The sequence below is a fragment of the Lentilactobacillus kefiri genome, from assembly GCF_007989105.1.
Lineage (GTDB): Bacteria > Bacillota > Bacilli > Lactobacillales > Lactobacillaceae > Lentilactobacillus > Lentilactobacillus kefiri.
Map to the genome: position 1 here is coordinate 1 of NZ_BJVK01000007.1, position 20,912 is coordinate 20,912.

The window sequence follows — 20,912 nt, forward strand, 5'->3', positions numbered from 1 at the left end:
TAATTAGCAGGGGGAAATAATTTTACGAAATGGCTCATATCACTTTTAGGAGTACTATTAATTTCAGTTACCTTCAGCTCAGCAGCAAATGCTAGCGAAACCCATGATGGTATTCCAGCACCAATTCAGGGTAAATACTGGTCGGCGACTGTCTCTCGAGGAACCAACACTACAAAAACACACATGTACTTTTATGCTACTAAAGATGGCTTTGTGATAAAGAATACTGTCAATGGGACTCTTAGATGCAAATGGATGCTATCATCCCATGTGTACGGAACATACCTACTCAATGGTGCAGATGATGACGATTTATCCACTGCTGTCTGGATCTTTATTACACCTAATAAAAATTGGAGTAAGATAAAGATTGGCTATACAAAAACCGACGACAATAGTGAACCCAAGCATCAACCGTACTACTACCAACGTTATACGGCGACTCGCGTTTCTAAAGTGACCGCAATTGTCCATTAACATGCGATACATATAATTCAGAGTGTTGGTATTAGTTAATTTGATACCGAATTTGATTAGAGAACAGATGTTTCATAAAATTAATTCAATTTCACTAAAAAATGTGACTGGGAATAATTTCCCAGCCACCTTTTTAGACGAAACTATTTAGTCTTTTTATTATCTTTTTGGTCCTTGGAATCGCCCTTTTCTTTGATAACAGCTTCTGAATAGAGCTTATCGACCAATTCTGGATTTGATTTACCGGGATTGAGTTCAACAATCTGTCCAGCAGCTGAGTAGACAATCCATTCAGCCAAGTTAACAATATGATCACCAATTCGTTCCAAGAGTTTAATCACCATGAAGTAACTTGAACTGGCAGTGACGGTTGCGGTATCTGATTGAACAGCATCGGTAATTTCATCCCGAATCAACAGATACTGTTCGTCCACTTTAACATCATTGTCGGACAACTTTTTAGCAGCATCGGCATCACTCTTAACGTATGCATCCAAAGCGCTCTCCAGCATATCCCGAACTTCTTCAGTCATCTTGGCAATGGCTTTTTCAACCTTGGGAATCCGCGGATTACCCTTCACTCTGATTGTTTCACGGGCGATACTAACCGCATGGTCACCAATTCGTTCCAAATCAGAACTGGCTTTCAAAATACTGATAATAACCCGGAAGTCGGTTGCTACCGGCTGCTGTAAAGCAATTAAGCTCAAAGCCTGCTTCTCCAACTTCATTTCATCAGTATTGGTTTCTTCATCAGCATCAATAACCTCTTGGGCACCTTTCTTATCATGCTCAATAAATGCAGTCGTTGACTTATAAATCTGTTCACTGATTGTTAAGCCCATTTCCACAAAGCGGCCATGCAGTTTTTTTAACTCGTCGTCAAATAATTCTCTCATTATATATAATCCTCCTAGCCGAATTTTCCGTTCAGGTAATCACTGGTCTTCTCATCATCAGGATGAATAAACATCTTCTCGGTTGGACTAAATTCAACCAAGTCCCCATTCAACAAGAACGCGGTCTTATCAGAGATCCGTGAAGCCTGTTGCATATTATGGGTCACGATGATGATTGTATATTCATGACGAATATTCATCAGAGTATCCTCAATCTTGGAACTGGAAATTGGATCCAAAGCACTGGTTGGCTCATCCAAGAGAACCACTTCTGGTTGAACAGCCAACACTCTGGCAACACAGATCCGCTGTTGTTGACCACCCGAAAATGAAAGGGCGTTATCATACAGATGATCTTTTACTTCATCCCAGATTGCGGCCTGCTTCAAGCTGGTCTCAACCCGTTCATCCAAGACGTGCTTATCTTTTTCACCTGCGAGTCGCAGGCCATATGCGACATTTTCATAAACGCTGAATGGAAATGGATTAGGCTGCTGAAACACCATGCCAACCCGCTTTCGAAGGTCAACAATATCGACGTTTGGCGCATAAATATCTTTGCCTTCCAACTTCATCGAGCCACTAATTTTGACTCCTTTGATTAAATCGTTCATTCTGTTGAGGCATCGCAAGTACGTTGACTTTCCACATCCGGATGGCCCAATCAGAGCAGTAATTTCATGTTCCTCAAAGTCCAAGCTGATTCCGTGGAGCGCTTCTTTTGAGCCGTAACTCAAATGGACATCTTTACTTGTAATTATCTTTGGCATTGTCCATTCCCCTTTATTATCCGAAGTTACCAGAGATGTAGTCTTCGGTTGCTTTAATTTGTGGTGTTGTAAAGATCTTTTCGGTGACGTCATATTCAAGCACATGACCCATGTGGAAGAATGCCGTGTAATCAGCGATCCGTGAAGCCTGCTGCATGTTGTGGGTCACGATAATAATTGAATAGTTTTCCCGGAGTTCCATTAGCGTGTCCTCAATCTTCGCAGCGGAAATTGGGTCAAGGGCACTGGCTGGTTCATCCAAAAGGAGAATATCGGGTTTCATGGCAACGCATCGGGCGATACATAATCGTTGAGCTTGACCACCTGATAGCGCCAAAGCACTCTTATCAAGATCATCTTTTACTTCATCCCAAAGTGCGGCGGCCTTTAAGCTTTCTTCAACCCGTTTGTTAAGCTCGTTCTTATCTTTAATGCCGTTTCGTTTCAGGGCAAACGTGATATTTTCCCGAATTGATTTGGCAAATGGGTTAGGTCGTTGAAACACCATGCTGATATGCTTTCGAACTTCGTAAACGTTAATATTTTTAGTGTTGATATCCATCCCACGATACATAATCTTGCCCTTAACGGTCGCAATCCGATCGTTCATTCGGTTAAGACACCGCAGATACGTTGACTTACCTGAACCGGAAGCGCCAATTAAGGCTGTGATTCGATGACGGGGAAACTCCAGACTGGCATCATGCATTGCATGGTTGTCGCCATAAAATACTTGGAGATTCTCAGTCTTCATCGCCAGTTCAAGGGGAATATCAATAATGTGAGTTTTATTGTAATCATATTCTTGCATATTAATCTCCTACCTACTTAGTGGCTGTCATTCGTTTGTATAACCAACGACCAAGCATTCTGGCCAACAGGTTAAACAAGAGAATTACAACAATTAACACAGCTGAAGCCCCACTTGAAATGGCAGCAGCATCAGGGGTAACCCCTTCAGTGTTAACTTTCCAGATATGAACGGCTAATGTTTCAGCTGGTCGCATAAAGTTCAAGAAGCTGGCACTGTCCATTGGGTTCCAATCGCCATAATTGACAGTTGGGGCACTTTGACCGGCAGTGTAAATCAAGGCAGCGGCTTCACCGAATACCCGTCCGGCACTCAGGATAATTCCAGTTAAGATACCGGGAAGAGCTGCCGGAAGAACGATTCCAGTGATCGTCTTCCATCGTGAAAGCCCAAGTGACAACCCGGCTTCACGTTGAAGTTCAGAGACATCTTGAAGTGATTCTTCAATACTTCTGGTTAACAATGGTAAGTTGAAAAATGTCAGAGCAATCGCACCGGCAAGAATTGAAAAGCCCATGTGAAAGTTCACAACGAACAACAGGAAACCGAACAAACCAACAACAACTGAAGGTAGTGAACTTAAAACTTCAACAGCTGTTCGAATAACACCGGTTATCCAATTTTCAGGAGCATATTCTGATAAATAAATACCTGAACCTAAGGCAATTGGAAACGAAATAATTAAGGTCAGTACCAACAGATACATTGAGTTAAATAACTGGTCCCGGATACCACCACCAGCAGCAAATGATTGCGCCGACGATGTTAAAAAGTGCCATGAAACATGAGGAATTCCTGTGATCAGAATGTATCCAAGCAAGAAGACCAGAATGGCCAGGACACATGCAACCAGGAAATAAATAACGCCGGTCGCAATGTTATTACTTGTTTTAGAATTCATTTTTTAAGTGCCCCCCGCTTTCCGATGATTCTAACCAGGACGTTAAATACTAATGACATTAATAGTAGAATCAGCGCAAGTGACCAAAGTGCATTGTTGGGTAATGTGCCCATTGTCGTATTACCAATACCGGTTGTTAACTGACTGGTCAATGTTGATGATGGGGTTAATAAGCCGTGTGGCATAAGGACCGCATTACCAATAACCATTTGTACGGCAAGTGCTTCACCAAAAGCCCGTGACATTCCGAAAATGATGGCAGTCAGGATACCTGGCGTTGCAGATCGCAGAACAACTTTGTAAATAGTCTGCCATCTGGTTGCTCCAAGTGCCAATGATGCTGAACGATAAAACATTGGAACAGCCTTGATACTATCAACTGATAAGGAAGTAATGGTTGGTAATACCATGACGAACAGGACCAAGGTTCCGGCAAGAATACCAAATCCAGTTCCACCAAATGAGTGACGGATTAATGGCACAATTACTGAAAGGCCAATAAAACCATAAACAACGGAAGGAATTCCAACCAGCAATTCAATAACCGGCTGTAAAATCTTCGTTCCTTTTTCCGGTGCAATTTCGGTCATGAACAGTGCAACTCCCAATGCAAACGGGGTCGCAACGACCGCAGCCAGAACCGTTACACTAAAGGAAGTCACAATCATTGGCAATGCCCCAATTTGAGGGTTGCCGTGTTTATCCAATAACGCTGGGTTCCAGTTGGTTCCTGACAAAAACTTCCATAAACTAACATGGTTAGTGGTAAAAGTTGCCAAGCCTCGTGTCGTAATGAAATATAGAATTGAAATAACCAGCAGACTCACAAATCCAATACAGAGATATGTGATTCCTTTACCAAACAGATCTTGATGAGTTGCTTTTGATGGATTCTGAAGATCATGTTTTATTTCATCCATGATTGACCTCCTAATTGTCATTAAGTCGAATTTTAAATGAGTACTTTAACTTGAGGAAGGCTGAGGGCATTTGGTTTGCCTTCAGCCTTCGTTGGGTCTTTGATGTTTTGTTTTTTGTTTGGTGGGTAGTCGATTTAAGGCTACCTAGCGGAAACGTGTTCCCTGGGGCAGTAACCTGCACCTAAGCCAACTTTCGGCGAAATCAAACTCGATTTCACCCAAAGTCATCTTAGGCTCCGGTTACTAACCGCCCCAACTCACACTCTGCTACTTTTGTGACACCGCATTACTTGCATTCTTAGTTACTTTCATATCATGAATACTGATGTAACCAAGCTTTTGTACCAAGCTGTCTTGAACCTTGCCTGAATCCATGTAGTTCAAGAACTTCTTTGTTGCTTTGTTTGGTTGACCCTTAGTGTACATATGTTCATATGACCAGATCTTCCACTTGTTGGTTGTTACATTGGCATCAGTTGGCTTTACATTGTTAACTGACAATGCTTTAAGCTTGCTGTTAACGTATGAGAAGGCTAAGTAACTGATAGTACCTGGTGTTGTTGAAACAATCTTTTGAACAGTACCGTTTGAATCTTGTTCTTGGGCCTTAACTGCTTTGGCACCTTCAAGAACGGCTGATTCAAATGTGGCACGAGTACCTGAACCTTGAGCACGGTTGACAACGGTAATCTTTTCATTCTTACCACCAACTTGCTTCCAGTTAGTATACTTACCAGTGAAGATACCCTTTAATTGAGCCATGCTTAAGTTGCTTACGCTGACATCTTTGTTAACAACTGGTGTCATACCAACAACTGCAACTTGGTGATCAACTAATTGTTTAGCTTTGATACCATCTTGTTGTTCAGCGAAGATATCTGAGTTACCAATTTGAACGGCGCCGGTTTGAACTTGACTTAATCCAGTACCTGAACCTCCACCTTGAACTGAAATGTTGACGCCTTTATTTGCTTTTTGATAATTGCTTGCTGCTTGTTCAACTAATGGTTGTAAAGCAGTTGAACCAACGGCTGTGATCTTGACATTCGAATCAGCTGAAGATTTCTTTGACTTTGAGCTGCTTGATGAACCACATCCCGCAAGTAAAACTCCAACAGCTGCTACTGCTACAATAGTTGAAAAAAAGGATCTTTTTTTCATAATTCGATTTCCTCCTAATGAAAACCCAAATTTTTTAGTACTCATTTAAGTACATTCTCAATATAACAACAGCATGTAAATATCGAGTTTCGTTTATGTAAAAGTAACGTAAAACCGACCAATTTTGTTAAAAAGTATGGCATAACTTAAGATGTAAACAATTTTGTTACTATGGAGGAAGACCGGATGCCATTGGAAATCTTATTGATCAGCCAAAATTTAAAGCTGGCGGATAAGCTTGAGAAGCTGCTTGCCGCCTTTCAAATTAACACCAGAGTTTCGTTTGAACCACTTGATCACCTGCTTCAACAGGTTTCCGGAGTCGTCTGGGACCTGACAACGACCAAACTACCGGAAAATGATTCCGAACTGCAAATCCTGCGCAGCCAGATTGCGGGACCAATTCTTCTATTAGATAAGAAGCAACGCTCAGTGGAAACGATTTGTTCCTACCTATTGGATTACCACTTGGATGATTACATCTCTGGGGAACCAATGAACGAGATTGTGGCCAGGATCGTTCAAAAGATTTGGGTCTATCAAAATAAAGATAATCTTCAACTCAATCAGCAAAGCCAAGAATCTGAGAATCTCGTCGTTGGGCATCTCAAGATCGACCTGAGTAAATTCCAAGTTAATAATGGGAATAAAAAGCTCAACTTAAGCCCAATCGAGTATAAATTACTACTATTCTTTGTTAGTAATTCCAACACCGTTCTCAGTCGGACCCAGATTGCTTCTGCGGTGTGGGGCAACACCACCGGCGCAACCTTGAGAATCATCGATACCCACATCAGTAATCTTAGAAAGAAAATTGAGCTCGAACCAAAAAATCCCCAGATGTTAACAACCATCAGGGGATTCGGGTACTTGTTCAAAAATAAAGGCACGCAAAAGTCTCAAGTAAATTAACAAAAACCACTTGGTCAAGTTTTGACTAAGTGGTTTTTTTATACATTTTTTCTTGATGTTTCAATTCACGGTGGCAAATATCGACAAAGTCCTGACCATACGCGGCCCGAATTTCATCCTCCCATTCACCGTCATTGCCCTGCTCATTGAGCATCGGTTCAATCCATTGGTTTGTGGGTAATAGCTTTAGCAGGGAGTGCTTAGTAAACTGGGAAAACAGCAGATTTTCACCAAAGAAATCAGCAAGCTTCTTTTGGAACGCCGGCACGTCAATCGGCATTAACAGATTGTTGGCATTATTGCGATCTCCCAACAGCAACTGACAGTCAAGAAAATCACTATCCAAATCAAACAGCTTATCTTTATGGGCCCTCGCAATATCGGGGATCATCCTGATAAACCAGATGAGTTTATGATGTTCCAAAGTAATTAGAAGATTAAGAACCGCGATATCCAGCGGGCTTAGTCGAAACTTTGCCTCTTGAACCGCAATCGGGTGCAAGCTGTCCGAAACGGCATTAAATAAATCACCAAAAGTCCCCGGTTCTTCCCAGAGGACTTCAATTTGATGGGCGTGTTGAAGCCACAGCCGATGAGTCGCCACCCGCAGTGTTATCCAATAAACTTGCTGGTGATCATCATATCCCTTAATTAACCAATATGAACTAGCAGTTGAACGGGCGTAATTGCTGGCAGCCACTTCCAACCCGTCTGGTAAGGCGGCGCGAACTGTTTCAATCAGCCATTCCCGGTAGGAAGGCTTATCTGTAAATTCATATGTTTGTTCTCGCGGACGAGGTTTGGCCAATTTTTCCGCCTCCCTTTTTTATAAATCGAAAAAACTCTACATATTGAGGTTACCATTTTTTATAAATAGGGACAAAAGTTTTAGGCAGTTTTCATGAAAATAAAAAGCCGGTTCCGGAAATTACCGGAACTGGCTGCTTCATTAATCAATCACCATATTCATAATCGTATTGCAAATCCATATTATGGAAGGGTTGACCACCCACTAAATATTGTTCGTAAATTGTTTTTTCACTGAGTTTGCCATCAGAATAATAGTTTTTAACAACAACTGGTTCCGATTGCTTTTGAATGATCAATTGATACATCGAACGGCCATTATGCGTGACCTGGTTATCCTGAAGGCCCTCCATATGATTAGCATAATAGAGCGTTAAGGTGTTCCCTGATTTTTCAGAGTCGAGAATCTGCTGGCTTGCAGTTGGTGGGACTCCCAATGGATTCCCCCAAATTGAAAATCCTTGAGTTGCACCTGTTATATTGCCATAATACTCGACGTAACCGTCCGTTGTGGTCCGCAGATATGGTAACTGAGCGCCCCACGTTGTTTGACTTTTCCCGATGTACAGACTGTTCGCCCAGTCAGGCAATGTCTTGCCATCCGTGTCACCGGTCGTTCTTGGGAAGAGAAAGTTGGGCGCACTAATCGGCGTCAGATAGCTTGGCGGAGTTGGATTTAAGTCTTTGTTAGAATACAGCAACTTAATATTTCTGACGTCAAATTGACTGGAATTTAAATGGATACCAAGGCTGGTTAAGAGATGATTGCTTATAGATCCAACCGACAATGTAATCCAAGTTTTTTGTTTATAAACATTGGTCGCGCCACGAAAAACGGTGCCGCTGGGCAATGTCACCTTGACCGGTTGATTATCTACTTCCATCGTAGTCGGCAGGTCCCGGTTCAGTTTGAAATACCCGATTCGGTAATGACCCGAATACTTTGGGCCATATCCTTTCACGAGATTACCGCGCCAAACATATCCATTCCAGGGTTTGTAAACATTAACCAATTTGTAGTAAACTGCTTTTTTACTACCATGCTTCATAATCACACTTTTAGTCCGGTACCACTGAGTGAGTGGATGATTTTTCATATTTAATATTTTCTTAGTATGGGAAGCATTCCACATGTATGCAGTACCCTTATTATAAAAAGGTGTTTTTGATGAATAATTCTTTGTTTTGGTAATCCGATAGCCGGATTTTGCTTGGACTTGCGTAACATTTGAGAGAGCAAACAGCCCACTCATTGCAACAACAACTACAAGACTCTTAGCTAAATACTTTTTCAATATAACACCCCCTGGGTAGCATTTTACTACATATTGAAAATTGATTCTTTCATTCATGATTAACTGTTCCACAAAAAAGCACCAAGGATGAAAAATCCTTGATGCTGCTCTATTACACGAGATTGTTTCACATGAAACATCACGCCTTAACCGCCTTAATGGCAAGAAATTCTTGAATTTGATCGCTTGGAATAGCTTTAATCACAGGCCCACCAATTTTATGGACGTAGATTAAGCTCAAATGACCATCACGATTCTTTTTATCATTTTTAATTTTATCAAATACCTTGTCAGAGTTCAGCAGGTCGGATGTTACCGGCAGGCCAACTGCTTCCAAGCGTTCGCGTAACTCCTGGGTAATACCGGGAACCGCCAAACCTTTGTCTTCAAAAATCTGCTGCATCGCAATCATCCCAATGCTGACGGCTTCACCATGACGCAAGCCGCCATCAGATAACGCCTCGACAGCGTGGCCGATTGTATGACCGTAATTCAGAAGTTTTCGAAGACCGCCTTCTTTTTCATCACCCATCACAATATCCGTCTTGTACTGAACTGAGTGGATGCTCAGTTCTTCAGCATTTGCCAAAATATCTTCTGGTGAGTTGATTGATTTAACCAAGTTCCACAGATCACCATCAGATAAGGCAGCAACCTTAACGATTTCACCATAACCTTCTACGAGATCACGCCTTTTCAAAGTTGTTAACGTGTCAGGATCAATAATGACCAAGTCAGGTTGATAGAATGAACCGACAATGTTTTTGATTGAATCCAAATCAACGGCTGTTTTACCGCCGACAGAACTATCAACCTGCGCCAACAATGAGGTCGGCATTTGGATGAGACTGATGCCACGCATATACGTTGAAGCCAGGAATCCGGCTAAATCACCAGTCACCCCGCCGCCCAAAGCAATGACACCATCATCGCGGTTGAAGCTGTCCGCTGCCATTTGTCGGGTCAGATCGGCTAATACTTCCAGGGATTTTGAATCTTCTCCGGCAGGAAATTGGTATTCATGAACGATGAAACCAACTGCCTCAAGTGCTTCTGCAACTTGATCCTGGTATATCGGGGCAACATTGCTGTCACTAATTAAGGCAATTTTTCGTTTATCCCAGACACTTGAAACCAACTGGCCTGTACAGCCTAAAATTCCTTTGGCAATTTCAACATTGTATGAATGATCTGGCAGCTCAACTTTGATTATTTTCATAATTTGACCTCACTTTTTTCTTGAATTGGGGTAGTAATAACGTTGCGAATCGCAAATGCTTGTTTAGCCATTGCACGGTACTCGTCTGGCTTGAGTGCTTGGGCGCCGTCCGAGAATGCATGGGCAGGATCGTCATGAATTTCAACAACCAGTCCGCTGGCACCGACTGCTGCTCCGGCTAATGCTTCGGGTGTAACAAATTCGGTATGACCGGCAGCGTGGCTTGGGTCAAGGATCACTGGGTAATGGGTTAATTTTTGAAGAACCGGCACCGCACCAACATCAAGCGTGTTTCGAGTGTATTTGTTATCAAATGTTCGAATGCCCCGCTCAGTAATGATGATATTATGGTTGCCGCCAGCAGCAATGTATTCTGCAGCATTTAAGATGTCATCAATCGTAGCAGACATTCCACGTTTTAGCATTACTGGAGTCTGAGTTTTTCCAACTGCCTTCAGCAATGAGAAGTTTTGCATGTTTCGAGCACCAATTTGGAAAATGTCGGTGTACTGTTCAACCATTGGGACGTGATCCTGATCCATAACTTCGGTCAAAACATCCATATCGTATGCATCAGCAGCTGCCCGAAGGAATTTCAAACCGTCCTCACCAAGGCCTTGGAATGAGTATGGCGAGGTCCGTGGCTTGAAAGCACCACCTCGAAGAACCGTAGCACCGCCACTTTTAGCAACTTCGGCCATTCTCATAACGTGATCAGCTGATTCAACAGAACATGGACCGGCCATCATCGTGAAGTTGTCGCCGCCAATTTGACTATGAGCTGTCGTAACGATGGTATCTTCTGGATGGAATAGTCGGCTTCCCTGAACTGCAGCAGGGACATTGTCGATAATGAGATCCGTCGCATTCTTTTCTTCAGCGTTTAAATCTTCTTCACTGATTCCCTGAATTGCCACGCGGTTGTTATGAACAAACACCTCGTTGGTTTCAGTGAAGCGGCTCTTAATCTCATCAATAATGTTTTCATGGCCATTCTTAATTACAATAATCATATATATTATCTCCATTTCCGTATTTGACGTATTTTGAATAAAATAAAACTCCCACAGTGTGCCTAACACTGCGGGAGTCGAAATTTTGTGTAAAAAAATGGGTCCCGCAGTATTTTGTAAAAATAACTGTGTGACCGAAGTAAGTAATCATGACGAAATACTATTGGCCGCACAAGATGTGAGTGAGTGCCCACATCCTGTCCGGTGTGAACACTAAGCGTACCAATAGAAATAAAATCGATTAATTTTTGAATTAATTTTTATCATGATTAGAATCTCCTAAGAAAGTTAAATTTTAATTGCATTGAGCATATAATGAATTTGAAAATGTGTCAACCCCAAAGTCTAAATTATTAATTTCCTTGACAAATTCTCATAATCGGCGTAATTTAAATGACAACTAAATACCGTCCTAAATAAACCATTGATGTGGAGATCAAGATTGTTGTGCACGTAAAGAGAGTCGCTATCGCTGAGAATGTGACCGAACGCAGGCAGTTAAATGGACCACTGAGGGTTCTTCCGAAAGTATTCGAGTACGAAGAAACGTGTTGGCATACGTCAGTTGCCGGAGGGATGTTAGTCCCTTGCTAAGCGTAATTGATAAAACAGATAATCATTGAGTATTGAACCATTTGTATAGAAAGATTATCTGTTTGGATCAATTGAACTAAGGTGGCACCGCGGAATGAATCCGTCCTTAACTCTATGGAGTTATGGGCGGATTTTTTAATATCTGGAGGAAATCACAATGAAAACGTCAAGAAAACGATGGCAAATCCAATCAACTACTTTCAGAAAATAAAGCAAACATTGGAGGAACCTAATGATGAGAATTGAAGAATTAAACAAATATGCCCAAGATTTTCCAGCTATACCAATTTCAATTAATTTTCAAATGACCAACTTTGATCCAATTGCCGTTACCCAAAACTTTGATCGGCCGGAGGAGCCATGCTTCCTACTAACCGGAAAACCCAAGAAAGCCGAAGACGGGCATTCCTTTATTGGATTAAACCCAACACTCACACTTGCTTATCGAAATGGTGAGCTCACAACAACGGACAATCGTGGTAATGTTTCACATGAAACAGTCGATTTAAAGCCTGTTCTGGAACGGATCCTTGCCAATAATAAAATGCCAAAGTTAAAGGGTATGCCGCCATTCTCAGGTGGCCTGGTTGGTTACTTCAGTTATGATTATGCCCGTTATGCAACAACTGCTAACTTGCCGAAAGTTGATGACCCCATGGCCTTAAATGACGTTGATTTATTATTGATTGATCAAGTCATCGCCTACAATCACACCACCAACGAAGTGACGCTCACTCAGGTCATTCCTACTAAGCAGCTGAACCAACAATATGATGCGGTAATTGCCGACTTAACCCGGTTAAAGGAACAAATTCTTCAAGTAACAGACCAACGACCGTTACCGGCATTTACGATGACCCCATTCAAATTGCAATTTTCTTTGGCTGAATTTACTGAAAAAGTGGCTGAGGCAAAGCACCACATTGTGGATGGCGATATTTTTCAAGTTCAGATTTCCAATCCTCAACATGCCAAAATGTCCGGGTCACTATTTGCCGCTGCACCGACTTTATTCAAGGAAAGTCCATCCCCATATCAGTTCTATTTCCGCCACAATGATTTTGAGACCATTGGTGCTTCACCTGAAACAATGACCACTAAACGTAATCAAACACTGTTCACATATCCATTGGCTGGAACCCGCAGACGAGGGAAAGACAAGGCAGAAGATGACGCGTTTGCCAAAGAATTACAGCACAATCCAAAAGAATTATCCGAACATAATATGCTGATCGATTTAGGAAGAAATGATTTGGGAAGTATCAGCAAATTTGGCTCGGTCCATGTAACTGCTTATCGCAATTTACTGAAATTCTCCAACGTGATGCATATGGGATCAGTCGTTGAAAGTACGGTCGATGACGGAATTTCATCGATTGATATTATCAACTCGCTATTACCAGCTGGAACCCTGTCAGGGGCGCCAAAAATTTCAGCAATGCAAATTATCGCCAAGCTCGAGAATAACAAACATGGCTTATATGGTGGCTGCTTAGGGTATCTTGGCTTTGATGGTGATCTCGATATGTGTATTGGTATCCGGTTGGCATATCGAAAAGGGAAGGATTTGGTTGTTCGAAGTGCTGCAGGAATTGTTGCGGACAGCATCCCCAAACATGAATATCAGGAATTTAATAATAAGGCCAGAGCAATTGTGACCGCATTACAGGAAACAGCAGAAAAGGGAGGCGTTGCAGATGCATTATCTTATTGATAACTATGACAGCTTCACATACAACCTATACCAATTGATTGGAACCCAAACTTCCGAGCAAATCACCGTGGTAAAAAATGATGCAATTGATGTTGAAACACTTATGAAAGAAAATCCTGAAAGCATCATTTTGTCACCCGGTCCTGGTCGTCCCGAAGATGCGGGTAATATGCCCGCCATCTTAAAAGCATTCTTGGGAAAAGTTCCAATTTTCGGTGTTTGTCTGGGAGAGCAGGCAATTGCTCAAGCATACGGCGCTAAAATCATCCACGCTCCTCATTTAATGCATGGCAAGCCGTCTACGATGGAACTCCAAGGAAACGATCCACTGTTCGCAAACTGCCCCCAACATTTCCAGGCTGCCAGGTATCATTCACTGGTCGTGGATCCGGAATCAGTTCCAGCAAATTTAGACGTAACAGCCATCACCGACGATAATGAGATTATGGCCATCAGCAATCCCACCGATTTGGTCTATGGGGTTCAATTCCACCCAGAATCAATCATGACGGATCCACAAGTTGGTCAGCAGATTATTCAGAACTTTTTAAACATTGTCAAAGCTAACAACAAAGCAACATCAGCGATTTAGACAAAAATGAGAGGCTGGGACAAAAGTGTATTCTTTTGCCTCAGCCTCTATTTTGTAATCTCATATTATTTTGCTAAAACGTGCGACGACGGCCAGCAACCCTTGCCTAGCCTACTTGGCAATCGGCTGATCCCGGCCATTTAAGAGCATAAATCAATCATTCCAAAACCAGGAATAATCGATTTATGCTCTTAAATTCTGGGATCAAAGCGCCTTTTGTCCCACTCTCTTTTTTTGACATTCTTTAATTATTGCGGAACTATGCCTGCTTCAACACTTGAGAACGGCTTAACATCTTGAAGATCACGCGAACCATGACAGCTCCGAAGAAGAAGACCGAGATGAACCGAACCGAGAACAGTGCCAAAATCATTGGCAGATGGTAGTGAACATAGCCCAGTCGGAACAGTTCATATCCAAATGAAACAACGGTTGTGGTAACGGCTGAGGTTGTCAAAACGGGCCAACTCCAGTTCTTGTATCGCCACAAAGCAAATCCAAGTTCACTTCCGATACCCTGCACAATTCCTGAAATGAGGGCTGCGGCACCAAATGTTCCACCAAAAATCACCTCAGCGGCAGCACCCAGAATTTCACCCACCAGAGCAGCTCCGGGGACTCGGACCAGGTAAATTGAAAGTGGTCCAGCCATGATCCAAAGGCCAAACAGGGCTTCGTTTGCAAATGGACCAATTGCCATTGACACAAAGTTGTACAGGTAATCGGTTCCGACAAAAATAGCTCCAAACACAATTGGAATAATTGCTAATAAAATAATATCCTGTAAACGAAATTTCTTTTTCATGATTGCTCTCCTTTTGTATGGCACCAATCAAAAATGAAGGCTGCCATAATCTTGGTATATTCCATTAATTGCTTCAAGCTCAAGCTTTCGTTGTCACTATGAGCCTGTTCCATCGTGCCGGGACCAAAATCCACGGCAGGAATGTGGTAATAGCCAAACCAGCCGCTATCGGAGACTGATGGTGACATCCCCACTATCGGCTTTGCTTTAACGATATCGGCATAACTCTTTTCGAGGGCTTTCATTCCCGGATAATCGGGATCCAACTCAAGCGAAGGGAATACCTCACCTTTATCAGCCAAAAGAGAATCGCCACCCCATTTGAAAGTCGGCAGATTGTCGCGCAACCAAGGATCAGCCTTAGCGGCAGCAATAACCTGTTTCTCAATTTCTTGAGTAATATCATCAACATTTTCATTGGGATAGAAATGAACCGTAATCCACAGTTTGGCTTCACTTGGGATATAAGCGGGGTGAAGCCCACCTTCGATGTAAGCCGGATTAATGGTATCAATCCCTGGTGCAAATCCGGGATAACGCTTGGTAATTCCCCAGTACCGCTCCAACTTTTCCAACGCCTGAATAACCACCATCATTTTCTCAATCATATTGGCAGCTTTAAGGCCACCGCCAGTGGTAATCATCGCAGCTCGATTACCGTCATGGTAAATATGGGGACTTTTCAGCGTAATCCAGCCGGTAATCACACCGCCCTGGCCTTGAAAGTTCATGTTGCTGGTATCGCCAACGACTGCAAAATCCGCCTTTTCACCATTCTTCAGTAAGGTCTTGGTGCCCGCTTCTCCGGCTTCTTCACCAACGACAGATTGAAACTTTAGGTTGCCGGGAAGTTCAATGCCAAGCTTGTGAAGCAGGGTAAAAATGTACATAAAACTGGCGACCCCACCTTTCATATCGCTGACACCCCGGCCAAATAACAAGTCACCTTTTTGAGTGACTTTGAACGGATCGGTATCCCAGCTGTCCCGGTCAACAGTCGCGACATCAACGTGCCCGTTTAACAGCAAACTATGAAAGGATTCGGCATCTGTGCCTACCTTTTCAGCGGATAATAATTCATCCCCCTTATAAAAGGGCACCCGCTTGGTTTCAAAACCAACTTTGGTCAACTCAGCATCGGTAAATTGCTGAATCGCAGCGGTATTACGGGCTGGTGGCGACATTGTTTCAAATGAAACCAGCCGATCCAACAGTGCCAACAACTCATTTTGATGATCATCAACTGCTTGAAGCAAATCTGCTTTACTTGCCAATCTTAATTCCTCCACTCTGTCTTTCTTAACGATAAAAATTTGAAATAAAAAAATCCCCCTTTCTTCAAAAGCCTCGAAGAAAGAGGGAACAGAGTAAAAGTTTAATCGACTTTATATCTATTAGCTCACACAAAAAAGAATTTCGTTCTTCCTTCGACAGTCCTAACTGCATCAGGTTCAATGGGTTTTTCTCAGCCGTTTAGGGCACCCCAGACTACTTATTCAATTCGCCAATAATTCATTGACTGGTTTTATGATATAACGAAACGCCAAAAAGTCAAAGCAAAAATGTGAAGCGCCAACTGAAAAGACGATCCGAAATATCGAATCGCCTTTATAATCTTCCCGTTGTGTTATTCATTTGACCTAAATGAAAACTTTATCCCATAAGATTTAAATGGTTTTATTGTGGCGAACCGGTCTATCCATTGGACGGATCGGCTACCACTTGAGTATGTGCCTGAGCCCACCCACAAGCATTACCCAAAGGACCGTTTGTGAGTTAATTGTGTCGTTAAAAATTCTATCCTTAAAAAGATGATCGGATTAAAAGCTAGCCTCCTTTCACACCTGATATTGCAAGAATACCCATGGAACCTTAATTCAGGCTTAAGAGACAAAGCAATCCGGTGGATACAGGGGGGTTACTTCGACCTAGCCGAAACGTGCGCCGACAACCCTGACCGCTACACATAAACGAAAAATGGCTGGTTATTTGGTTTTATGTCGCTCGCATTTTACTTAGCCGAAACGAGTTCCGACCGCCGGCTGTATGCGGCCCTGACCCCTACTGCATAAGAGAAGCCGGATTAACCACTTCTACCTAGCCGAAACGTGCGCCGACAACCCTGACCGCTACACATAAGCAAAAAATGGCTATCAATGAACAAAGAACGTTCATTAATAGCCATTTTCTGCTTATGCACCGCGGCCACCCGGGTCTCGTTGCACTCTCTCTAATCCACCTTAAAATTCGACTTAAATATAAAACCACAATTTGGGCACCTGTTCATCCCATAACTGATCGACATTGGTCGGTGGCACTTTGGGCAGTTTCCCTGCATTGGTCTTCTAATTTTCGTTGGTTTTGGTGCTTTTTGATCATCCTTATTGCTCATTACACTATCCCCTTATGCCATTTACTGGCTGATAATCTTTAAAAATTTCGCCGGCATTGCATCCACCAGCCAAACACCACTTTCGGTTGGGTAAAATAAGATCCCGGCATCGGCCGCTTTTTGAGCCGCCACTTCAAATATCACCGGATTTGGGTCCCGTCTTTTGCCAACCTGGACCGCCATTTTTTGGTTCGCTGACAAATGAACAAAATCCCGGTCCATCTTTTTCAGCCCTTCATCCACAATGAATTTAGCTGCCGCGTGAGTCGTTCCATGATACAGCTTCTCTGGTGGTTCGGTTGGCGGGGTTAACGGCTGTACGGGGACGCTATGCCCATATAATGCCAGAATAGTGTTGCCTTCGATGGCATACCGCTGTTTATCACTTTCCCGCATAATTTTGCGGATAATTTTTTCACTGATTGGTGTGCCAAAATGTTGATTGAACTTTGTAATTAACGTTTGTAAATCCACCCGACCATATCGATCCAGTTTAATACCGATTTTATCCGGATGATGACGCAACACAAACGACAATCGTTTACTTAACCGTGTTAATTGATGATCCATTTGAAGAACTCCAATCATTGAGAAGTTAAATCTATTATAATCCCAATTACCGCTGGACAACAAAAAAGCGCCAGACAGTAAGCCTGAACGCTGCAGCATATTTATATTTAGAGGGGGAACTTATATCTTGGAGGAGATGTAAGTTAAATCAAGCACCATACTTTGGAGGAGTAATTTGCTTGGTAATCAACTTCTCTTAAAAATTGATTGTCTTTATATTAGGTTCACCAGCTTAAACCAGCCTTAAATAAGTATGACGAAACTGTGAAGTCAGAAAAATTTGTCGTTAAACGTGTTGTTGATCAGATTTTCTTATATAATTGGAGATAGAAATTTTTCTGAAAGGATTCAATATGAAAACCATTTACTTTGTGCGCCATGGTCAAACGCTACTCAACCGCTTCCGCAGAATGCAAGGCTGGGTGGATTCGCCATTAACTGAAAAGGGTGAAGCTCAGGCCAAAGCGGCAGGAGAAAAACTGGATAATGTTCATTTTGATTTAGCTGTCAGTTCAGATATGATGCGGGCCATTCACACGTTGGACATCATTTTGGCAAATAATCATCAATCACAAAATGTTACCAGAGAAATCCATAAAGACATTCGGGAAATTTATTTTGGTTCATTTGAAGGTGTCGATAGTACTCTGACCTGGAACATCATTGGAGCACCCCATGGAAACCGCAGTCAGGAAGTCTTAATCAAACAGTATGGCTTGATTAAAATGCGTGATTTCATGCACGACGCTGATCCGTTTCACGAAGCTGAGACTGCCGCCCAACTTGAAGAACGGATCAAACGGTCTGTTAAACACATCCAAGACGAATTGGAAGATGGGCAGAATGCCATCGTTGTTTCACATGGAACTTTCTTGAGAAACGTTGCTTCGATGTACACCGATAAGGTACCGTACGTTGAACAACCAACTAATGGCAGTATTATGGCCCTTGATGTGACTAATACGCCAACCCTGATTTCATATAATAAATAATAAAAATCTCACCAGCAGACGTCATCATGAGCTGTCTGTCAGTGAGATTTTTTAATTATTCGATTTTAATAACCCAAACTGTTTACATTGGTTCGTTTAGTCTTGTTGGTTTCCCAGAAGAAAGTCTTGGCAACTCCGGTGATCTTCTTTTTAGGAACGAATCCCCAATAACGGCCGTCATTAGAAACGCTTCGGTGATCTCCCAAAACGAAATATTCACCCTTGGGAACCCGGGTTGCATTGGTATTCTTATTCCAGCTCTTGGATAATGATTTCAAATTCCAATTACCGGTACCCGTTGTTCGTTCGCTCATACTAATGAACTTCTGTGGAACAACTTTTCCGTTAACGTAAATATTCCCGTTCTTGCTGGAAACTGTATCGCCGGGAAGACCGATAACCCGCTTAACGTAGTCTGTCTTAGGCTTTGTGGCGGTTGGATCTTCGCCATGAGCATCAAAAACAATGACACTCAAGTGCTTAACCTTGGCATGACGCCAAACAATCAAACGCTCCTTATTGATCAAGTTGGGCTCCATTGAAGGACCGTCAACCCGAGCAAAGGTGAAAACAAATTGTCGAATCAATAAGGCGACAAGTAAACCTACAATAATAGGAATTACCCAACTCATTATGTCTTTAAATAATTTCATCAAAAAAGCTCCTTTGTGAACTACACAATTAGGAATGCATACTATCCATAATGGTTAGCTTACGCAATCGATATTAATTCTATCACATTTGCCTGCCATGACAACATTTTCGCCGATAATTAACAGAACCCTAATTTATTGCTCATATTAAAATCAGACTGTATGATAATTTGGATGACTTTGCTTGTGAAATAGAGGTGAACATATGAACTCGAACTCAAAAAAGAAAAATAAATTGTGGCTGGTCTTTATTCTGGGAACTATCAGTGCAACAGGTCCGCTGTCCATTGACTTATACCTGCCCGCTTTACCCCAAATGACGCGGGATCTAAACGCCCAGCCATCACTCATCCAGCTTAGTTTGAGTGCCTGTCTGATTGGCCTGGCGTTGGGGCAGCTAATCTCCGGTCCGCTCAGTGATAAGTACGGCCGCAAAAAGCCCCTGATGGTTGGCTTTTTTATCTTTGGATTGGTTTCTTTGATGATTGCCTATAGCCATTCGGTTTATCTCTTAATCCTGTTAAGATTCATTCAGGGATTGGCAGGGGCAAGCGGCCAGGTATTGTCCAGGGCAATTGCTTCAGACATGTTTTCCGGACCGCTATTAACCAAGTTTTACTCGATGCTGTCGGCCGTTAATGGGATTTTCCCAGTTATTTCGCCAGTGATTGGCGGTTTTATGATTCGCTATGTCGAATGGCAGGGGGTTTTCATTCTTTTGGCTGGAGTCGGCTTTGTCATTGTATTGGCCCTTTGGCTGGGAATCAAAGAAACCCTGCCAGTTGAGAATCGCATTTCAGGAAGCCCAACAAAGTCGATCACCCAAATGTTTAAGCTGCTGAAAAATTCCCGGTTTGTTCGCTTGATTCTGGCGACCGGGTTGGTATCCGGCGGGCTGTTTAGCTATATTTCCGCTTCATCCTTCGTCTTCCAAAACTTCTTCCATATGTCAGTCCAGAGTTTCAGTCTTTTATACGCATTAAATGGCATTGGAATTGCGATTGGATCCGTTATCCCCGGAACTTTAGCCGGTCGGTTTACAGAAGCAAACCAGACCAAAATCATTTTAACTTCAACATTTATGACATCCCTGCTGTTGACGTTCAGCGCACTGTTTCTAAACAACCTGGTGCTGGTCATTGTTCTGGTATTTTTGACTGTTACACAGTTCGGCATGCTCTTTACACTCACCACTTCAATCATCATGAACCTGAGTCTGCATAACAACGGTGGTCTGTCGGCAATGCTGGGACTATCTCAAAATGCAATCGGTGGGTTGATGTCACCACTTGTTGGTTTGATGGGAACCGCCACATACCTGCCAATGTCTTTGTCAATTATGGCTTGTATGGGACTAAGCCTGTTATTATTCGCCACGATTCATAATAAGAAGCAGAAGTTGAATTAAATGAGTT

At 42.5% G+C, this 20,912-nt stretch carries 20 protein-coding genes and 1 riboswitch; of the genes, 6 read left to right on the forward strand and 14 right to left on the reverse strand.

The window, feature by feature from the left end; translation table 11 throughout:
- Positions 1-270 precede the first annotated feature (270 nt).
- Positions 271-477 carry a hypothetical protein gene (locus LKE01_RS03950; protein ID WP_057961378.1) on the forward strand — a complete coding sequence of 69 codons (207 nt, stop codon included), beginning with the start codon at positions 271-273 and terminating at the stop codon, positions 475-477.
- Between the two features lie 143 nt (positions 478-620).
- Here the strand turns inward: LKE01_RS03950 and phoU are convergent, their stop codons facing one another.
- The 6 genes from phoU to LKE01_RS03980 form a co-directional block, all read right to left on the reverse strand.
- A complete protein-coding gene (phoU, locus tag LKE01_RS03955; RefSeq protein WP_056981431.1) occupies positions 621-1,376 on the reverse strand; it encodes a phosphate signaling complex protein PhoU in 756 nt (251 codons plus the stop codon).
- A 14-nt stretch (positions 1,377-1,390) separates the two neighbouring features.
- Positions 1,391-2,146, reverse strand: a complete 756-nt coding sequence (gene pstB, locus LKE01_RS03960; RefSeq protein WP_056981429.1) for a phosphate ABC transporter ATP-binding protein PstB — start codon at positions 2,144-2,146, stop codon at positions 1,391-1,393.
- A gap of 16 nt (positions 2,147-2,162) precedes the next feature.
- Positions 2,163-2,957 carry a phosphate ABC transporter ATP-binding protein PstB gene (pstB, locus tag LKE01_RS03965; RefSeq protein ID WP_054768900.1) on the reverse strand — a complete coding sequence of 265 codons (795 nt, stop codon included), beginning with the start codon at positions 2,955-2,957 and terminating at the stop codon, positions 2,163-2,165.
- 13 nt (positions 2,958-2,970) lie between these two features.
- The gene (pstA, locus tag LKE01_RS03970; protein ID WP_054768901.1) at positions 2,971-3,858 is read right to left on the reverse strand and encodes a phosphate ABC transporter permease PstA; all 888 of its coding nucleotides are present in this window, start codon (positions 3,856-3,858) and stop codon (positions 2,971-2,973) included.
- Positions 3,855-4,778, reverse strand: coding sequence for a phosphate ABC transporter permease subunit PstC (gene pstC, locus LKE01_RS03975; protein ID WP_054768902.1), 924 nt, complete (start codon positions 4,776-4,778; stop codon positions 3,855-3,857). The genes pstA and pstC overlap by 4 nt, the downstream gene beginning before the upstream one ends.
- A gap of 267 nt (positions 4,779-5,045) precedes the next feature.
- Positions 5,046-5,939: a phosphate ABC transporter substrate-binding protein PstS family protein gene (locus LKE01_RS03980; RefSeq protein ID WP_056981427.1), complete on the reverse strand. Its 894-nt coding sequence runs from the start codon at positions 5,937-5,939 to the stop codon at positions 5,046-5,048.
- A 186-nt stretch (positions 5,940-6,125) separates the two neighbouring features.
- Between LKE01_RS03980 and LKE01_RS03985 the strand changes: the two genes are divergently transcribed.
- The gene (locus tag LKE01_RS03985) at positions 6,126-6,851 is read left to right on the forward strand and encodes a response regulator transcription factor (protein WP_225364659.1); all 726 of its coding nucleotides are present in this window, start codon (positions 6,126-6,128) and stop codon (positions 6,849-6,851) included.
- Positions 6,852-6,876: 25 nt separating this feature from the next.
- Here the strand turns inward: LKE01_RS03985 and LKE01_RS03990 are convergent, their stop codons facing one another.
- The 4 genes from LKE01_RS03990 to aroF all read right to left on the reverse strand — a co-directional run bounded on the left by LKE01_RS03990 (position 6,877) and on the right by aroF (position 11,185).
- On the reverse strand, positions 6,877-7,659 hold the full coding sequence (locus LKE01_RS03990) for a hypothetical protein (protein WP_056981424.1): 783 nt from the start codon (positions 7,657-7,659) through the stop codon (positions 6,877-6,879).
- 145 nt (positions 7,660-7,804) lie between these two features.
- Positions 7,805-8,953, reverse strand: coding sequence for a hypothetical protein (locus LKE01_RS03995; protein ID WP_056981422.1), 1,149 nt, complete (start codon positions 8,951-8,953; stop codon positions 7,805-7,807).
- A 139-nt stretch (positions 8,954-9,092) separates the two neighbouring features.
- Positions 9,093-10,172 (reverse strand): 3-dehydroquinate synthase, encoded by a 1,080-nt coding sequence (aroB, locus tag LKE01_RS04000; RefSeq protein WP_056981420.1) that lies wholly within the window; start codon positions 10,170-10,172, stop codon positions 9,093-9,095.
- Positions 10,169-11,185, reverse strand: a complete 1,017-nt coding sequence (gene aroF, locus LKE01_RS04005) for a 3-deoxy-7-phosphoheptulonate synthase (RefSeq protein WP_056981418.1) — start codon at positions 11,183-11,185, stop codon at positions 10,169-10,171. Before aroF ends, aroB begins: the two co-directional genes overlap by 4 nt.
- An 829-nt stretch (positions 11,186-12,014) precedes the next feature.
- Between aroF and LKE01_RS04010 the strand changes: the two genes are divergently transcribed.
- The gene (locus LKE01_RS04010; RefSeq protein WP_056981416.1) at positions 12,015-13,493 is read left to right on the forward strand and encodes an anthranilate synthase component I family protein; all 1,479 of its coding nucleotides are present in this window, start codon (positions 12,015-12,017) and stop codon (positions 13,491-13,493) included.
- A complete protein-coding gene (locus tag LKE01_RS04015; protein WP_056981414.1) occupies positions 13,477-14,085 on the forward strand; it encodes an anthranilate synthase component II in 609 nt (202 codons plus the stop codon). Before LKE01_RS04010 ends, LKE01_RS04015 begins: the two co-directional genes overlap by 17 nt.
- 259 nt (positions 14,086-14,344) lie before the next feature.
- On the opposite strand, the gene LKE01_RS04020 is transcribed toward LKE01_RS04015, so the two are convergent.
- The 3 genes from LKE01_RS04020 to LKE01_RS04035 form a co-directional block, all read right to left on the reverse strand.
- Positions 14,345-14,890 carry an ECF transporter S component gene (locus LKE01_RS04020; protein ID WP_054768905.1) on the reverse strand — a complete coding sequence of 182 codons (546 nt, stop codon included), beginning with the start codon at positions 14,888-14,890 and terminating at the stop codon, positions 14,345-14,347.
- A complete protein-coding gene (locus tag LKE01_RS04025) occupies positions 14,887-16,164 on the reverse strand; it encodes an acetylornithine deacetylase (protein ID WP_082619705.1) in 1,278 nt (425 codons plus the stop codon). Before LKE01_RS04025 ends, LKE01_RS04020 begins: the two co-directional genes overlap by 4 nt.
- A gap of 131 nt (positions 16,165-16,295) precedes the next feature.
- A riboswitch (TPP riboswitch) is annotated at positions 16,296-16,386 on the reverse strand.
- A 917-nt stretch (positions 16,387-17,303) separates the two neighbouring features.
- On the reverse strand, positions 17,304-17,852 hold the full coding sequence (locus tag LKE01_RS04035; protein ID WP_054768935.1) for an RNA 2'-phosphotransferase: 549 nt from the start codon (positions 17,850-17,852) through the stop codon (positions 17,304-17,306).
- Positions 17,853-18,205: 353 nt separating this feature from the next.
- On the opposite strand from LKE01_RS04035, the gene LKE01_RS04040 reads away from it, so the two are divergent.
- Positions 18,206-18,844 (forward strand): histidine phosphatase family protein, encoded by a 639-nt coding sequence (locus LKE01_RS04040; protein WP_082619702.1) that lies wholly within the window; start codon positions 18,206-18,208, stop codon positions 18,842-18,844.
- A gap of 65 nt (positions 18,845-18,909) precedes the next feature.
- Here LKE01_RS04040 and lepB read toward each other — a convergent pair whose 3' ends face one another.
- Positions 18,910-19,497, reverse strand: coding sequence for a signal peptidase I (lepB, locus tag LKE01_RS04045; RefSeq protein WP_054768906.1), 588 nt, complete (start codon positions 19,495-19,497; stop codon positions 18,910-18,912).
- 205 nt (positions 19,498-19,702) lie between these two features.
- Between lepB and LKE01_RS04050 the strand changes: the two genes are divergently transcribed.
- Positions 19,703-20,905: a multidrug effflux MFS transporter gene (locus tag LKE01_RS04050; protein ID WP_056981410.1), complete on the forward strand. Its 1,203-nt coding sequence runs from the start codon at positions 19,703-19,705 to the stop codon at positions 20,903-20,905.
- Positions 20,906-20,912: the final 7 nt, after the last annotated feature.

Coding starts and splice junctions, on each gene's coding strand:
- phoU (WP_056981431.1), bottom strand. CDS start 1,376: ATGAGAGAATTATTTGACGACGAGTTAAAAAAACTGCATGGCCGCTTT.
- pstB (WP_056981429.1), bottom strand. CDS start 2,146: ATGCCAAAGATAATTACAAGTAAAGATGTCCATTTGAGTTACGGCTCA.
- pstB (WP_054768900.1), bottom strand. CDS start 2,957: ATGCAAGAATATGATTACAATAAAACTCACATTATTGATATTCCCCTT.
- pstA (WP_054768901.1), bottom strand. CDS start 3,858: ATGAATTCTAAAACAAGTAATAACATTGCGACCGGCGTTATTTATTTC.
- pstC (WP_054768902.1), bottom strand. CDS start 4,778: ATGGATGAAATAAAACATGATCTTCAGAATCCATCAAAAGCAACTCAT.
- LKE01_RS03980 (WP_056981427.1), bottom strand. CDS start 5,939: ATGAAAAAAAGATCCTTTTTTTCAACTATTGTAGCAGTAGCAGCTGTT.
- LKE01_RS03985 (WP_225364659.1), top strand. CDS start 6,126: ATGCCATTGGAAATCTTATTGATCAGCCAAAATTTAAAGCTGGCGGAT.
- aroB (WP_056981420.1), bottom strand. CDS start 10,172: ATGAAAATAATCAAAGTTGAGCTGCCAGATCATTCATACAATGTTGAA.
- aroF (WP_056981418.1), bottom strand. CDS start 11,185: ATGATTATTGTAATTAAGAATGGCCATGAAAACATTATTGATGAGATT.
- LKE01_RS04010 (WP_056981416.1), top strand. CDS start 12,015: ATGAGAATTGAAGAATTAAACAAATATGCCCAAGATTTTCCAGCTATA.
- LKE01_RS04015 (WP_056981414.1), top strand. CDS start 13,477: ATGCATTATCTTATTGATAACTATGACAGCTTCACATACAACCTATAC.
- LKE01_RS04020 (WP_054768905.1), bottom strand. CDS start 14,890: ATGAAAAAGAAATTTCGTTTACAGGATATTATTTTATTAGCAATTATT.
- LKE01_RS04035 (WP_054768935.1), bottom strand. CDS start 17,852: ATGGATCATCAATTAACACGGTTAAGTAAACGATTGTCGTTTGTGTTG.
- LKE01_RS04040 (WP_082619702.1), top strand. CDS start 18,206: ATGAAAACCATTTACTTTGTGCGCCATGGTCAAACGCTACTCAACCGC.
- lepB (WP_054768906.1), bottom strand. CDS start 19,497: ATGAAATTATTTAAAGACATAATGAGTTGGGTAATTCCTATTATTGTA.
- LKE01_RS04050 (WP_056981410.1), top strand. CDS start 19,703: ATGAACTCGAACTCAAAAAAGAAAAATAAATTGTGGCTGGTCTTTATT.